Origin of the sequence: Enterobacter sp. A8, from assembly GCF_004296595.1 — a bacterium.
Lineage (GTDB): Bacteria > Pseudomonadota > Gammaproteobacteria > Enterobacterales > Enterobacteriaceae > Enterobacter > Enterobacter cloacae.
The window spans coordinates 120,569-134,546 of sequence record NZ_SCMF01000006.1 but is presented as its reverse complement, the minus strand read 5'-3'; the positions used below and the strand labels follow the sequence as shown (position 1 = coordinate 134,546).

At 56.3% G+C, this 13,978-nt stretch carries 14 protein-coding genes; 11 read left to right on the top strand and 3 right to left on the bottom strand.

All coding sequences use genetic code 11. The annotated features are described in order from the left end of the window. The first annotated feature begins 193 nt into the window (after positions 1 to 193). From ugpB to ugpQ, 5 genes are all read left to right on the top strand, one after another. Complete coding sequence (gene ugpB / locus EQV24_RS20235) at positions 194 to 1,510, top strand: sn-glycerol-3-phosphate ABC transporter substrate-binding protein UgpB (protein WP_130626969.1); 1,317 nt, start codon at positions 194 to 196, stop codon at positions 1,508 to 1,510. A gap of 102 nt (positions 1,511 to 1,612) precedes the next feature. After that, on the top strand, positions 1,613 to 2,500 hold the full coding sequence (ugpA, locus tag EQV24_RS20230) for a sn-glycerol-3-phosphate ABC transporter permease UgpA (protein ID WP_013099126.1): 888 nt from the start codon (positions 1,613 to 1,615) through the stop codon (positions 2,498 to 2,500). Further along, positions 2,497 to 3,342: a sn-glycerol-3-phosphate ABC transporter permease UgpE gene (gene ugpE / locus EQV24_RS20225; protein WP_130626968.1), complete on the top strand. Its 846-nt coding sequence runs from the start codon at positions 2,497 to 2,499 to the stop codon at positions 3,340 to 3,342. The genes ugpA and ugpE overlap by 4 nt, the downstream gene beginning before the upstream one ends. A gap of 1 nt (position 3,343) precedes the next feature. Further along, positions 3,344 to 4,414 (top strand): sn-glycerol-3-phosphate import ATP-binding protein UgpC, encoded by a 1,071-nt coding sequence (locus EQV24_RS20220; RefSeq protein ID WP_020687753.1) that lies wholly within the window; start codon positions 3,344 to 3,346, stop codon positions 4,412 to 4,414. Next, on the top strand, positions 4,411 to 5,157 hold the full coding sequence (gene ugpQ, locus EQV24_RS20215) for a glycerophosphodiester phosphodiesterase (protein ID WP_013099123.1): 747 nt from the start codon (positions 4,411 to 4,413) through the stop codon (positions 5,155 to 5,157). Before EQV24_RS20220 ends, ugpQ begins: the two co-directional genes overlap by 4 nt. Here ugpQ and EQV24_RS20210 read toward each other — a convergent pair. Next, positions 5,141 to 5,518 (bottom strand): DUF2756 family protein, encoded by a 378-nt coding sequence (locus tag EQV24_RS20210; RefSeq protein WP_013099122.1) that lies wholly within the window; start codon positions 5,516 to 5,518, stop codon positions 5,141 to 5,143. The two genes, ugpQ and EQV24_RS20210, sit on opposite strands and share 17 nt — an antisense overlap. A gap of 122 nt (positions 5,519 to 5,640) precedes the next feature. On the opposite strand from EQV24_RS20210, the gene ggt reads away from it, so the two are divergent. Further along, complete coding sequence (gene ggt, locus EQV24_RS20205) at positions 5,641 to 7,386, top strand: gamma-glutamyltransferase (RefSeq protein WP_075203465.1); 1,746 nt, start codon at positions 5,641 to 5,643, stop codon at positions 7,384 to 7,386. 42 nt (positions 7,387 to 7,428) lie between these two features. Here the strand turns inward: ggt and yhhY are convergent, their stop codons facing one another. Beyond that, entirely contained in the window at positions 7,429 to 7,917 is a 489-nt protein-coding gene (gene yhhY / locus EQV24_RS20200; RefSeq protein WP_038985047.1) for an N-acetyltransferase, read from the bottom strand. Positions 7,918 to 8,226: 309 nt separating this feature from the next. On the opposite strand from yhhY, the gene EQV24_RS20195 reads away from it, so the two are divergent. From EQV24_RS20195 to gntU, 5 genes are all read left to right on the top strand, one after another. Beyond that, positions 8,227 to 9,264, top strand: coding sequence for an oxidoreductase (locus EQV24_RS20195; RefSeq protein WP_102751840.1), 1,038 nt, complete (start codon positions 8,227 to 8,229; stop codon positions 9,262 to 9,264). Positions 9,265 to 9,387: 123 nt separating this feature from the next. Further along, complete coding sequence (locus tag EQV24_RS20190; protein ID WP_000639796.1) at positions 9,388 to 10,083, top strand: pirin family protein; 696 nt, start codon at positions 9,388 to 9,390, stop codon at positions 10,081 to 10,083. Between the two features lie 101 nt (positions 10,084 to 10,184). Next, positions 10,185 to 11,180, top strand: coding sequence for a gluconate operon transcriptional repressor GntR (gene gntR / locus EQV24_RS20185; protein WP_014833579.1), 996 nt, complete (start codon positions 10,185 to 10,187; stop codon positions 11,178 to 11,180). A 126-nt stretch (positions 11,181 to 11,306) separates the two neighbouring features. Then, a complete protein-coding gene (gene gntK, locus EQV24_RS20180) occupies positions 11,307 to 11,834 on the top strand; it encodes a gluconokinase (RefSeq protein ID WP_038420757.1) in 528 nt (175 codons plus the stop codon). A 3-nt stretch (positions 11,835 to 11,837) separates the two neighbouring features. Further along, positions 11,838 to 13,178: a gluconate transporter gene (gene gntU, locus EQV24_RS20175; RefSeq protein WP_014833577.1), complete on the top strand. Its 1,341-nt coding sequence runs from the start codon at positions 11,838 to 11,840 to the stop codon at positions 13,176 to 13,178. A 79-nt stretch (positions 13,179 to 13,257) separates the two neighbouring features. On the opposite strand, the gene yhgN is transcribed toward gntU, so the two are convergent. Continuing rightward, positions 13,258 to 13,851 carry an NAAT family transporter YhgN gene (gene yhgN, locus EQV24_RS20170; protein ID WP_003861574.1) on the bottom strand — a complete coding sequence of 198 codons (594 nt, stop codon included), beginning with the start codon at positions 13,849 to 13,851 and terminating at the stop codon, positions 13,258 to 13,260. Positions 13,852 to 13,978: the final 127 nt, after the last annotated feature.

The following is a 13,978-nucleotide window of genomic DNA, read 5'->3' as shown; positions in this document are numbered from 1 at the left end:
GTAGGCCGGGTAAGGCGAAGCCGCCACCCGGCTTTTTCACATATACCCCTTCACACAACCATCATCCCGCTGACCTTTTGTTGTCACTTATCTGTAAGCAAACAGTTATTTTTCTGTCATTCGAGCATGTCATGTTACCTCGCGAGCATAAAACGCGTGATATCGCGCATCCGGCACAATAAGAGAGATGACAATGACATCGTTACGACACACAGCTTTGGGTCTGGCACTGGGTCTGGCTTTTGCGACGAACGCAATGGCTGTGACGACCATTCCGTTCTGGCATTCCATGGAAGGGGAGTTGGGTAAAGAGGTTGACTCCCTGGCGCAGCGTTTCAACGACACCCATCCGGATTACAAAATTGTGCCGGTGTACAAAGGTAACTACGAGCAGAGCCTGAGCGCGGGCATTGCCGCCTTCCGTACCGGTAATGCGCCTGCCATTTTGCAGGTGTACGAAGTAGGCACCGCGACCATGATGGCCTCCAAAGCCATCAAACCGGTCTACGAAGTGTTCAAAGAGGCGGGGATCAACTTCGACGAATCCCAGTTTGTGCCGACCGTAGCGGGTTACTACACCGATTCTAAAACCGGCCATCTGCTGTCTCAGCCGTTTAACAGCTCGACGCCGGTGCTGTACTACAACAAAGACGCCTTTAAGAAAGCCGGTTTAGACCCGGAGCAGCCGCCAAAAACCTGGCAGGATCTGGCGGAGTACACCGCGAAGCTGAAAGCGGCGGGGATGAAGTGCGGCTACGCCAGCGGCTGGCAGGGCTGGATCCAGATTGAAAACTTCAGTGCCTGGCACGGCTTGCCGGTAGCCACCAAAAACAACGGTTTCGATGGCACCGACGCGGTACTGGAGTTCAACAAGCCAGAGCAGGTGAAGCACATCGCGTTGCTGGAAGAGTTGAACAAGAAGGGTGATTTCAGCTACTTCGGACGTAAAGACGAATCCACCGAGAAGTTCTACAACGGTGACTGCGCCATTACCACCGCCTCGTCCGGCTCGCTGGCGGATATCCGTCACTACGCCAAATTCAACTATGGCGTGGGCATGATGCCGTACGATGCAGACGTGAAAGGCGCGCCGCAGAACGCCATCATCGGCGGAGCAAGCCTGTGGGTGATGCAGGGTAAAGACGCCGGCACCTACAAAGGAGTGGCCGAGTTCCTCGACTTCCTGGCGAAACCTGAAAACGCGGCCGAATGGCACCAGAAAACCGGCTACCTGCCGATCACCAAAGCTGCCTATGACCTGACCCGCGAGCAGGGCTTCTACAGCAAGAATCCGGGTGCGGATATCGCGACGCGTCAGATGCTGAACAAGCCGCCGTTGCCGTTCACCAAAGGCCTGCGTCTGGGCAACATGCCGCAGATCCGCACCATTGTCGACGAAGAGCTGGAAAGCGTCTGGACCGGCAAGAAAACGCCACAGCAGGCGCTGGATTCAGCGGTAGAGCGCGGAAATCAGCTGCTGCGCCGCTTTGAGCAGTCCACCAAATTGTAAAAAAATGCCCGGTGGCACTGCGCTTACCGGGCCTACGACGTGCCATATGTAGGCCGGGTAAGGCGTAGCCGCCACCCGGCACTGTTCAGGAACCAAATCTCAATGTCATCATCCCGTCCGGTGTTTCGTTCCCGCTGGCTGCCGTATCTGCTGGTCGCGCCTCAGCTGGTCATCACCGTTATCTTCTTTATCTGGCCTGCGGGCGAAGCGCTCTGGTACTCGGTGCAAAGCGTTGATCCTTTTGGACTCTCCAGCCAGTTTGTTGGCCTGGACAATTTCACCGCGCTGTTCCACGACAGCTACTACCTGGATTCTTTCTGGACGACGATCAAATTCAGCGCGCTGGTCACCGTGAGCGGCCTTGTTGCCTCGCTGTTCTTCGCCGCGCTGGTGGATTACGTGGTGCGTGGCAGCCGTCTGTATCAGACCCTGATGCTGCTGCCCTACGCCGTGGCACCAGCGGTCGCCGCCGTGCTGTGGATCTTCCTGTTTAACCCCGGACGCGGGTTAATTACCCATTTTCTGGCGGAATTCGGATACGACTGGAACCACGCTCAGAATAGCGGCCAGGCGATGTTCCTGGTGGTGTTCGCCTCGGTGTGGAAGCAGATCAGCTACAACTTCCTGTTCTTCTTTGCCGCGCTACAGTCCATTCCGCGTTCGCTGGTGGAAGCCGCCGCCATTGACGGCGCAGGCCCGATCCGCCGCTTCTTCAGGCTGTCGCTGCCGCTGATTGCCCCGGTGAGTTTCTTCCTGCTGGTGGTGAACCTGGTGTATGCCTTTTTCGACACCTTCCCGGTCATCGACGCGGCCACCGCCGGTGGCCCGGTGCAGGCCACGACGACGCTGATTTATAAAATCTACCGCGAAGGGTTTGCCGGGCTGGATCTCTCGGCCTCCGCCGCGCAGTCGGTCGTGCTGATGTTCCTTGTCATCATCCTCACGGTGGTGCAGTTCCGCTATGTCGAAAGTAAGGTGCGCTACCAATGATTGAGAACCGTCGCGGGCTGACGATTTTCAGCCATACCATGCTGATTCTGGGGATTATCGTCATCCTCTTTCCGCTGTACGTGGCGTTTGTCGCCGCCACGCTGGACACCAAAGCGGTGTTCGACACGCCGATGACGCTGATCCCAGGCACGCATCTTTTTGAGAACATGAAAACCATCTGGACCCAGGGGGTGGGGGCCAACAGCGCGCCGTTCTGGCTGATGATGCTCAACAGCTTCATCATGGCGTTCGGCATTACGGTGGGCAAAATCACGGTGTCGATGCTTTCGGCCTTCGCCATCGTCTGGTTCCGCTTTCCGCTGCGTAACCTCTTCTTCTGGATGATTTTTATCACCCTGATGCTGCCGGTGGAGGTGCGTATCTTCCCGACGGTGGAAGTGATCGCCAACCTGAAGATGCTCGACAGCTACACGGGCTTAACCCTGCCGCTGATGGCGTCTGCGACCGCCACCTTCCTGTTCCGCCAGTTCTTTATGACGCTGCCGGACGAGCTGATTGAAGCCGCACGCATTGACGGCGCCTCACCGATGCGCTTTTTCCGCGACATCGTGCTGCCGCTGTCGAAAACCAACCTCGCGGCGCTGTTTGTGATCACCTTTATCTACGGCTGGAACCAGTACCTGTGGCCGCTGCTGATTATTCAGGACGTCAACCTCGGCACCGCCGTGGCGGGCATCAAGGGCATGATCGCCACCGGCGAAGGCACCACCCTCTGGAACCAGGTGATGGCGGCGATGCTGCTCACCCTTATCCCCCCGGTCGTTATCGTTTTAGCCATGCAGCGTGCGTTTGTGCGTGGTTTAGTGGACAGTGAGAAATAAGATGGCAGGTTTAAAACTTCAGGCAGTGACCAAAAGCTGGGATGGCAAAACCCAGGTGATTCAGCCGCTTACCCTCGACGTGGCGGACGGGGAGTTCATCGTGATGGTCGGCCCGTCCGGTTGCGGCAAATCCACGCTGCTGCGCATGGTGGCCGGGCTTGAGCGCGTCTCCTCCGGCGATATCTGGATTGACCGCCAGCGCGTGACCGAGATGGAGCCCAAAGATCGCGGCATCGCGATGGTGTTCCAGAACTACGCCCTCTATCCGCACATGAGCGTGGAAGAGAATATGGCCTGGGGGCTGAAAATCCGCGGCATGGGCAAGGGGCATATCGAGGAGCGGGTGAAAGAGGCGGCGCGCATTCTGGAGCTGGATGGCCTGCTTAAGCGCCGTCCGCGCGAGCTCTCCGGCGGCCAGCGCCAGCGCGTGGCGATGGGGCGCGCCATCGTGCGCGATCCGGCGGTGTTCCTGTTCGATGAACCGCTTTCTAACCTCGACGCCAAGCTGCGCGTGCAGATGCGTCTGGAGCTGCAGCAACTGCATCGCCGTCTTAAAACCACCTCCCTGTACGTGACGCACGATCAGGTCGAAGCCATGACCCTTGCCCAGCGGGTGATGGTGATGAACAAAGGCGTTGCCGAACAGATTGGCACGCCGGTGGAGGTGTACGAAAAACCGGCCAGCCGTTTTGTGGCGAGCTTTATCGGCAGCCCGGCAATGAACCTGCTGGAAGGGCGGATCAGCAGCGCGGGCACCCACTTTGAGCTGGAAAGCGGGATGGCATTGCCCATCAACTGGTACTATCGTGGCTACGCCGGGCGTAAGATGACGCTCGGTATTCGCCCGGAGCATATTGGTTTAACCTCTCAGGCGGACGGTGGCGTGCCGCTGGTGATGGACACGCTGGAGATGTTGGGTGCAGATAACCTGGCGCATGGACGCTGGGGCGAGCAAAAAATGGTGGTGCGTCTGCCGCATCAGGAACGCCCGAAAGCAGGCAGCACGCTGTGGCTGCACCTGCCGGAAAATCACCTGCACTTATTTGACGGTGAAACAGGACAACGAGTATGAGCAACTGGCCTTATCCCCACATCGTCGCCCACCGTGGCGGCGGTAAACTGGCGCCGGAAAATACCCTGGCGGCAATTGATGTTGGCGCACGCTACGGCCACACGATGATTGAGTTCGACGCCAAGCTGTCGAAAGACGGCGAAATTTTCCTGCTGCATGATGACAATCTCGAACGCACCAGCAACGGCTGGGGCGTGGCGGGGGAACTGCCGTGGCGCGATCTGCTGAAGGTGGATGCCGGAAGCTGGTTCAGCGGCGAGTACAAAGGCGAACCGTTGCCGCTGCTGGCGGAAGTGGCCGACCGTTGTCGTCAACACGGGATGATGGCTAACATCGAAATCAAACCGACGACCGGTACCGGGCCGCTCACGGGCAACGTGATTGCGCTGGCCGCGCGCGAGCTGTGGGAAGGCATGACGCCACCGCTGCTGTCGTCATTTGAAATTGATGCCCTTGAAGCGGCACAGGCTGCGGTGCCGGAGCTGCCGCGCGGGCTGCTGCTGGACGAGTGGCGCGAGGACTGGCGTGAGCTGACCACCCGCTTAGCGTGCGTGTCGATCCATCTCAATCATAAGCTGCTGGATGAGGCGAGGGTTAAGATGCTGAAAGCGGCAGGGCTGCATATTCTGGTGTATACCGTCAACAAACCCCAGCGTGCGGCTGAGCTGCTGCGCTGGGGTGTGGACAGCATCTGTACCGATGCGATTGACCTGATCGGTCCGGACTTTAGTTCTGCGGATTAAGCATACTGCCATTCGACTGCGACGGCAGCATATGCTGCTGTCCGCTGCCTGACGAACTCATCCCTCCCAGCATCCCGCCGTTTTTATTCGGCAGCGGTTGCTCGCGCATCTGCCCCTGCTGCACGCGCTGGGTGTTAGTGTTCATCTGATTTTGCAGGCTCTGCTGCTGCATTCGGGTCTGCGTGTTCAACTGCTGGTTCAGCATCCCTTTTTGCTGTTGCTGCTGACTCATCATCTCCGTCTGCATACGCTGCTGGCTCGGAATGACATAGCCCGGCTGGTTAGGGTTATTCATCGTATTGAGTGGCTGTGCAAGTGCGGCAAACGGGAGCAACGCCGTAAGGATCAGGAAGCGTTTCATGATCATCTCCTTCTTTGAGGTTTCTCTTAAGTTTACCCCGAATTCACCATGACGATGATTTTTTAGGAGTTGTGAACCAGGCTTAAGCGGGGAATATGGCTCCCTTCACCTGGAGAACAATAATGATGAAACCAACCCTTTTGCGCTGGGTCGCCATCGCTGCGCTGATGGCAGGCGGTACATTTAGCGTGGCGGCTAACCCGCCTGCGGCTCCTCCGGTCTCTTATGGCGTGGAGGAAGATGTGTTTCATCCCGTGCGGGCCACGCACGGGATGGTGGCCTCGGTGGATGCGCTGGCAACGAAAGTGGGCGTCGATATTCTCAAACAGGGCGGTAATGCGGTGGATGCCGCGGTGGCGGTCGGCTATGCGCTGGCGGTAACACACCCGCAGGCGGGGAATCTCGGCGGCGGCGGCTTTATGATGCTGCGCACCAAAGACGGGAAGACGACGGCTATCGACTTCCGCGAAATGGCGCCAGCTCAGGCCTCCCGCGATATGTTCCTTGACGATCAGGGCAATCCGGACAGTAAAAAATCGCTGACCTCGCACCTTGCGTCCGGCACGCCGGGCACCGTCGCAGGCTTCTCGCTGGCGCTGGAAAAATACGGCACGATGCCGCTGAACAAAGTGGTCCAGCCTGCCATTAAGCTGGCACGCGACGGCTTTGTGGTGAACGACGCCCTGGCCGATGACCTTAAAACCTACGGCAGCGAAGTCATTCCGAACCATGAAAACAGCAAGGCGATCTTCTGGAAAGACGGAGAGCCGCTGAAGAAGGGCGATAAGCTGGTGCAGAAGAACCTTGCCAAAAGCCTGGCGCTGATTGCGGAGCACGGCCCGGACGCCTTCTACAAAGGGGCGATTGCCGACCAGATTGCCGAAGAGATGCAAAAGAACGGCGGGCTCATCACCAAAGCGGATCTGGCGGAGTATAAGGCAATGGAGCGCGAGCCAATTAGCGGCACCTACCGTGGCTATGAGGTCTTCTCCATGCCGCCACCGTCCTCCGGCGGGATCCACATCGTGCAGATCCTCAATATTCTGGAAAACTTCGATATGCACAAGTTTGGCTTCGGCAGTGCCGATGCCATGCAGGTGATGGCCGAGGCGGAAAAACGCGCCTATGCCGACCGCTCGGAATACCTTGGCGACCCGGACTTTGTGAAGGTGCCGTGGCAGGCGCTGACCAACAAAGCGTATGCCAAATCCATTGCCGATCAGATCGACATCAATAAGGCTAAGCCGTCGAGCGAGATCCGCCCCGGCAAGCTGGCACCGTATGAAAGTAACCAGACCACCCACTTCTCGGTGGTGGATAAAGACGGTAACGCGGTGGCGGTGACCTATACGCTCAATACCACCTTTGGAACCGGTATTGTGGCGGGCAACAGCGGCATTCTGCTGAACAACGAGATGGATGACTTCTCTGCCAAACCGGGCGTACCGAACGTCTACGGGCTGGTCGGTGGGGATGCCAACGCGGTGGGGCCGAAGAAACGTCCGCTGTCGTCGATGTCACCGACCATTGTGGTGAAAGACGGCAAAACCTGGCTGGTAACCGGCAGCCCGGGTGGCAGCCGGATTATCACCACCGTGCTGCAGATGGTGGTGAACAGTATCGATTTTGGTATGAACGTGGCGGAGGCGACCAACGCCCCACGCTTCCATCACCAGTGGCTGCCGGATGAACTGCGCGTCGAGAAGGGCTTTAGCCCGGACACCCTCAAACTGCTGGAGCAGCGCGGACAGAAGGTAGCGGTGAAAGAGGCGATGGGCAGCACCCAGAGCATTATGGTGGGGCCGGACGGGGCGCTGTTTGGCGCGTCAGACCCGCGGTCGGTGGATGATTTAACGGCGGGGTATTAATCTGTTGTGTAATTCCCTCTCCCGGTGGGAGAGGGCAACTAACTACTTCATTCGCGCCATATAATACGCATCCACATACTCGCCGTTGCGCAGGGCAAATTTTCTGCCGGTGCCTTCGATTTCAAAGCCAAACTTCCGGTACAGCGCCAGTGCGGAAGGGTTATCGGCAAAAACCGTTAACTCGATACGTTCGATACGCAGCCAGTTATCGCACAGGTTGATCATCTCGCGCATGAGCGCGCTCCCGACGCCGCGCCCTTGAGCGTGCGCCGCAACGCTGATACCGAACGTGGCCACATGGCTGCGTCGAGGGCTGGCTTCCACCTGAAGCATCAGATCGCCAACGATTTGCTCATCAATGCAGGCGACCAGCCGTCTTTGCCCGGGTTTTACAATAAGACGTTCTTGCCAGTACTCAAGGGAAGGATGAGGTAGCTGTAGCGTGTCGTGATACACCCCTGGATGCATGTAGTTCTGGCGTAAGGCTTCGGCATCTCCCGGTTCCGCATGGCGTATCACTATCTCACTCATTCCTTATTCCTCAGTCAGTTAAACATCCTTTCCAACATCAGTGACTTTGAAATTTGAGTCAACCGCTATTTTTTGCAAAAAGTATTGGACAAGTGCGAATGAGAATGATTATTATTGCTCTGCATTCAGGAAGACCACTACGGGAACCTGAAAGCACGACATTGCTCACATTGCTTCCAGTATTACTTTAGCCAGCTTTTAGCTGGCTTTTTTTTGTCCTTTTTCGCCCTCTCCCCGTGGGAGAGGGCTGGGGTGAGGGCAAAACATGCGCTATGGTAAAACCCAGTAACCTTCCAAAAGGACTGAGCTATGACCTTACATTGCGCATTTATTGGATTTGGTAAAAGTACGACCCGCTATCACCTTCCGTATGTTCTCAACCGTAAAGACAGCTGGCATGTGGCGCATATCTACCGCCGCAGCGCGAAGCCGGAAGAGCAGTCTCCGCAGTATTCCCATATTCATTTCACCAGCGATCTCAATGAAGTCCTGGGCGACCCGCAGGTTAAACTGGTCATCGTCTGTACCCATGCCGACAGCCATTTCGACTATGCGAAACGCGCGCTCGAGGCGGGTAAAAACGTGCTGGTAGAAAAACCCTTCACCCCGACCATCGCTGAAGCGAAAACCCTCTTCGCACTGGCGAAAAGCAAAGGGCTGACCGTCACGCCGTATCAGAACCGTCGCTTCGACAGCTGTTTCCTGACGGCGAAAAAGGCGATTGAGAGCGGCAAGCTTGGCGACATCGTCGAAATGGAAAGCCATTTTGACTATTACCGCCCGGTGGCGGAGACCAAGCCCGGCCTGCCGCAGGACGGTTCCTTCTACGGTCTTGGCGTCCATACCATGGACCAAATCATCTCCCTGTTTGGCCGCCCGGACCACGTGGCGTATGACATTCGCAGCCTGCGTAATAAAGCCAACCCGGACGATACTTTTGAAGCGCAGCTGTTCTACGGCGACCTGAAAGCCATCGTTAAAACCAGCCATCTGGTGAAAATCGACTACCCGAAATTTATCGTTCACGGCACGAAAGGTTCGTTTATCAAATACGGTATCGATCAGCAGGAGACCAGCCTGAAGGCCAATATCATGCCGGGTGAACCGGGCTTTGCGGCGGATGATTCGGTTGGCGTACTGGAGTATATGAACGCAGAAGGTGTGACGGTCAGAGAAGAGCTGACGCCTGAAACCGGCGACTATGGTCGCGTCTACGACGCGCTGCATGCAACCCTGACCCGCGGCGTGGCGAATTACGTCAAGGAATCTGACGTTCTGACCAACCTCGAAATCCTCGAACGGGCCTTCGAACAGGCTTCTCCTGCCACGGTAACCCTTGCGAAATAAGCAAAAATGGCTCCTCTGCACTTGTTCATAATTTTTGAACAGAGGAGTCAATTTTCACCCTCTATGATCCCAGGCGGTTTGCGTCCACACTTACTCCATCGAAACGAACTGAGGGTGAAAACAATGATCTACTTACGCAAAGCAAACGAACGTGGTCACGCGAATCATGGCTGGCTGGACTCATGGCATTCATTCTCGTTTGCCGACTACTACGACCCGAACTTCATGGGCTTCTCTGCACTGCGCGTGATTAACGATGACGTGATTGATGCAGGCCAGGGCTTCGGTACCCACCCGCATAAAGACATGGAAATCCTGACCTATGTGCTGGAAGGGGCGGTTGAGCACCAGGACAGCATGGGCAACAAAGAGCAGGTTCCGGCGGGCGAGTTCCAGATCATGAGTGCGGGTACCGGTGTTCGTCACTCGGAGTACAACCCGAGCAAAACGGAAAAACTGCACCTGTATCAAATCTGGATCATTCCAGAAGAAACCGGCATCACGCCGCGCTACGAGCAGCGCCGCTTCGACGCCAAACAGGGCAAACAGCTGGTGCTCTCCCCGGATGCGCGTGAAGGTTCGCTAAAAGTGCATCAGGATATGGAACTGTACCGCTGGGCGCTGGCGAAAGACGAACAGTCTGTACACCAGATCGCCGCGAACCGCCGCGTCTGGATCCAGGTGGTGAAAGGTGAAGTGTCCATCAACGGCACCAAAGCGACAACGGCAGATGGTCTGGCCATCTGGGATGAGCAAGCGCTCTCCGTGCATGCCGACAGCGAAAGTGAAATTCTGCTGTTTGATCTGCCACCGGTGTAATAAATCATAAATAAATGCCCATCCTTCCCTTTGACAGGGGAAGGATGGGCTTTGTCCGTGATAAACTGAGCAAATCTCTCTCTTCAAGATTTCTCAGGACGATGAAAAAGAAACGCCCCGTACTTCAGGATGTCGCCGATCGTGTTGGTGTGACCAAAATGACGGTCAGCCGTTTTTTACGTAACCCGGAACAGGTTTCCGTAGCGTTGCGTGGCAAGATTGCCGCTGCTCTCGATGAACTGGGTTATATCCCTAACCGCGCACCCGATATTCTCTCCAATGCCACCAGTCGTGCGGTGGGCGTCCTCCTGCCTTCTTTAACTAACCAGGTCTTTGCCGAAGTGTTGCGCGGTATTGAAAGCGTCACGGATGCGTTTGGTTACCAGACCATGCTGGCACACTACGGCTACAAACCGGAACTGGAAGAAGAACGTCTTGAATCGATGCTTTCCTGGAACATCGATGGCCTGATTTTAACTGAACGTACTCACACCCCCCGTACGCTGAAGATGATCGAAGTGGCCGGGATACCGGTGGTGGAACTGATGGACAGCCAGTCGCCGTGCCTTGATATTGCCGTGGGTTTTGACAACTTCGAAGCGGCGCGGCAGATGACGGCGGCGATCATCGCGCGCGGTCATCGTCATATCGCCTACCTGGGTGCGCGTCTTGATGAACGTACTATCATCAAACAGAAGGGATACGAGCAGGCGATGCTTGACGCAAATTTAACCCCGTACAGCGTGATGGTGGAGCAGTCCTCTTCCTATACGTCGGGTATTGAGCTGATGCGGCAGGCACGGCGCGAGTATCCACAACTGGACGGTATTTTCTGTACCAACGATGACCTTGCGGTCGGTGCAGCGTTCGAATGTCAGCGTCTGGGGCTGAAGATCCCCGATGATATGGCGATAGCCGGTTTCCACGGCCATGACATCGGCCAGGTGATGGAGCCGCGTCTGGCGAGCGTCCTGACACCGCGTGAACGCATGGGCCGCATTGGCGCAGAACGCCTGCTGGCGCGCATTCGCGGTGAAGCGGTTACGCCAAAAATGTTAGATTTAGGTTTCACCTTGTCACCGGGTGGATCTATTTAATCCGACAAATTTGAAGTAGCTCACACTTATTCACATCGCGCACGTTTGGATATTGCTTCTCTTTTGCCCCGGCAGGACAATGTTACCGATAACTGTTACCCGTAACAATTGACTGAGGGACACCCTTTGAGCACGACTAATCATGATCACCACGTTTACGTCCTGATGGGCGTTTCCGGTAGCGGTAAATCTGCCGTGGCAAGCGAAGTGGCGCATCAACTTAATGCGGCGTTTCTTGATGGCGACTTCCTCCATCCGCGCAGCAACATCATGAAGATGGCCTCCGGCGAGCCGCTGAACGACGACGACCGTAAACCGTGGTTACAGGCGCTGAACGATGCCGCGTTTGCCATGCAGCGCACCAATAAAGTTTCCCTGATCGTCTGCTCTGCGCTGAAAAAAACCTACCGCGATCTGCTGCGTGACGGCAACCCGAACCTCTCTTTCATCTACCTGAAAGGCGATTTCGACGTCATCGAAAGCCGTCTCAAGGCGCGCAAAGGCCACTTCTTCAAAACCCAGATGCTGGTCACACAGTTCGAAGCGCTGCAGGAGCCAGGTGAAGATGAAAAAGACGTCTTAGTGGTTGATATCGATCAGTCACTGGAGGGTGTTGTTGCCAGCACCATCGAGGTCATTAATAAAAGGCAGTAAGTTTTGAGTACATTAACGCTAGTTTTGACAGCAGTGGGTTCGGTATTGCTGCTGCTGTTTTTAGTGATGAAAGCGCGTATGCATGCTTTTGTTGCTTTGATGGTGGTTTCTATTGGTGCAGGTCTCTTTTCCGGTATGCCGCTCGACAAGATCGCTGCGACGATGGAAAAAGGGATGGGGGGCACACTGGGCTTCCTGGCTATTGTGGTCGCGCTGGGCGCGATGTTTGGCAAGATCCTGCATGAGACGGGTGCGGTCGACCAGATTGCCGTCAAGATGCTGAAATCGTTTGGTCACAGTCGTGCACACTATGCGATTGGCCTGGCCGGTCTGATCTGCGCGCTGCCGTTGTTCTTTGAAGTGGCCGTGGTGCTGCTGATTAGCGTGGCGTTCTCCATGGCACGCCATACCGGTACTAACCTTGTGAAGCTGGTTATTCCGCTGTTTGCGGGTGTGGCGGCAGCCGCGGCGTTTCTGCTGCCGGGGCCTGCGCCGATGCTGCTGGCTTCCCAGATGCACGCTGACTTTGGCTGGATGATCCTGATTGGCCTGTGCGCGGCAATCCCGGGAATGATTATCGCCGGTCCGCTGTGGGGCAACTTCATCAGCCGCTACGTTGAACTGCATATTCCTGATGATATTACCGAGCCGCACCTGGGCGAAGGTAAAATGCCGTCCTTCGGCTTCAGCCTGTCTCTGATCCTGCTGCCGCTGGTGCTGGTGGGTTTGAAAACCATTGCCGCGCGCTTTGTACCGGTGGGATCTACCGCGTACGAATGGTTCGAATTTATCGGTCACCCGTTCACGGCAATTCTGGTGGCGTGTCTGGTGGCGATTTATGGCCTGGCGATGCGTCAGGGGATGCCGAAAGACCGCGTGATGGAAATCTGCGGTGCTGCGCTGCAGCCAGCGGGCATTATCCTGCTGGTGATCGGTGCGGGTGGCGTGTTCAAGCAGGTGCTGGTGGATTCAGGCGTCGGTCCGGCGCTGGGTGAAGCGCTGACCGGAATGGGACTGCCCATCGCGGTCACCTGCTTTGTGCTGGCGGCGGCGGTGCGTATCATTCAGGGCTCCGCGACCGTTGCCTGTTTAACGGCTGTTGGCCTGGTGATGCCGGTGATTGAACAGCTGAACTACTCCGGTGCGCAGATGGCGGCGCTGTCTATCTGTATCGCGGGTGGTTCGATTGTGGTGTCGCACGTGAACGATGCGGGCTTCTGGCTGTTCGGTAAATTTACCGGTGCGACCGAAGCGCAAACCCTGAAAACCTGGACGCTGATGGAAACTATCCTCGGCACTACGGGTGCGATTGTCGGGATGATTGCGTTTACGCTGCTGAGCTAACCCCGGTTTTCTCCCTCTCCCACGGGGAGAGGGAGCAAACACTAAAAACGGCAATCTTAGATTGCCGTTTTGCTTTTACCTAGCCCTTCATCCACGCACGTATCCCGTCCAGGAACATCTGCGTCGCCATCATCACCAGAATCAGCCCCATCAAGCGTTCCAGCGCATTGACCCCTTTCTCGCCCAGCAGGCGCAGGAACAGCGACGATTGCAGCAGAATGATGAACGTTCCGCCCCAGGCAATCAGCAAAGCAATCACCAGATGGCTCATCTGGTTGGGATACTGATGCGACAGTAGCATCAATGTGGCCAGAATGGTCGGCCCGGCGACCAGCGGGATCGCCAGCGGTACGATAAACGGCTCTTCACCCGCAGGCAGGCCGCTGCTGCTGCCTTCCGCGCTCGGGAAAATCATCTTAATGGCAATCAGGAACAGAATAATTCCGCCGGAAATGGAGACCGTTTCGGCACGCAGATTCAGGAAAGCGAGAATTTTTTCGCCAGCAAACAGGAAGATAAACATCACCAGCAGGGCGATGAGCAGCTCGCGGATCATGATCGCCCGGCGGCGCTTGGGTTCGGTGTGCTTCAGCACCGACATGAAAATCGGCAGGTTTCCCAGTGGATCCATTATCAGGATCAATAAAACCGCCGCAGAAATGATTTCACTCATGTAAATTAGCCCTGAATTTCTCTATGGTTATTAGGATGATTAGCTCTTTTTCTGATTGCCGGGCAATCATCGATTAATTTCGCTTGCGACTTTGGCAGCATTTTGTAATGTGAAGCATATCCCAGTT

What these genes read in the sequence shown, in the direction of transcription:
- ugpB (WP_130626969.1), top strand. Translation starts at nt 194, where the DNA reads ATGACATCGTTACGACACACAGCTTTGGGTCTGGCACTGGGTCTGGCT.
- ugpA (WP_013099126.1), top strand. Translation starts at nt 1,613, where the DNA reads ATGTCATCATCCCGTCCGGTGTTTCGTTCCCGCTGGCTGCCGTATCTG.
- ugpE (WP_130626968.1), top strand. Translation starts at nt 2,497, where the DNA reads ATGATTGAGAACCGTCGCGGGCTGACGATTTTCAGCCATACCATGCTG.
- EQV24_RS20220 (WP_020687753.1), top strand. Translation starts at nt 3,344, where the DNA reads ATGGCAGGTTTAAAACTTCAGGCAGTGACCAAAAGCTGGGATGGCAAA.
- ugpQ (WP_013099123.1), top strand. Translation starts at nt 4,411, where the DNA reads ATGAGCAACTGGCCTTATCCCCACATCGTCGCCCACCGTGGCGGCGGT.
- EQV24_RS20210 (WP_013099122.1), bottom strand. Translation starts at nt 5,518, where the DNA reads ATGAAACGCTTCCTGATCCTTACGGCGTTGCTCCCGTTTGCCGCACTT.
- ggt (WP_075203465.1), top strand. Translation starts at nt 5,641, where the DNA reads ATGATGAAACCAACCCTTTTGCGCTGGGTCGCCATCGCTGCGCTGATG.
- yhhY (WP_038985047.1), bottom strand. Translation starts at nt 7,917, where the DNA reads ATGAGTGAGATAGTGATACGCCATGCGGAACCGGGAGATGCCGAAGCC.
- EQV24_RS20195 (WP_102751840.1), top strand. Translation starts at nt 8,227, where the DNA reads ATGACCTTACATTGCGCATTTATTGGATTTGGTAAAAGTACGACCCGC.
- EQV24_RS20190 (WP_000639796.1), top strand. Translation starts at nt 9,388, where the DNA reads ATGATCTACTTACGCAAAGCAAACGAACGTGGTCACGCGAATCATGGC.
- gntR (WP_014833579.1), top strand. Translation starts at nt 10,185, where the DNA reads ATGAAAAAGAAACGCCCCGTACTTCAGGATGTCGCCGATCGTGTTGGT.
- yhgN (WP_003861574.1), bottom strand. Translation starts at nt 13,851, where the DNA reads ATGAGTGAAATCATTTCTGCGGCGGTTTTATTGATCCTGATAATGGAT.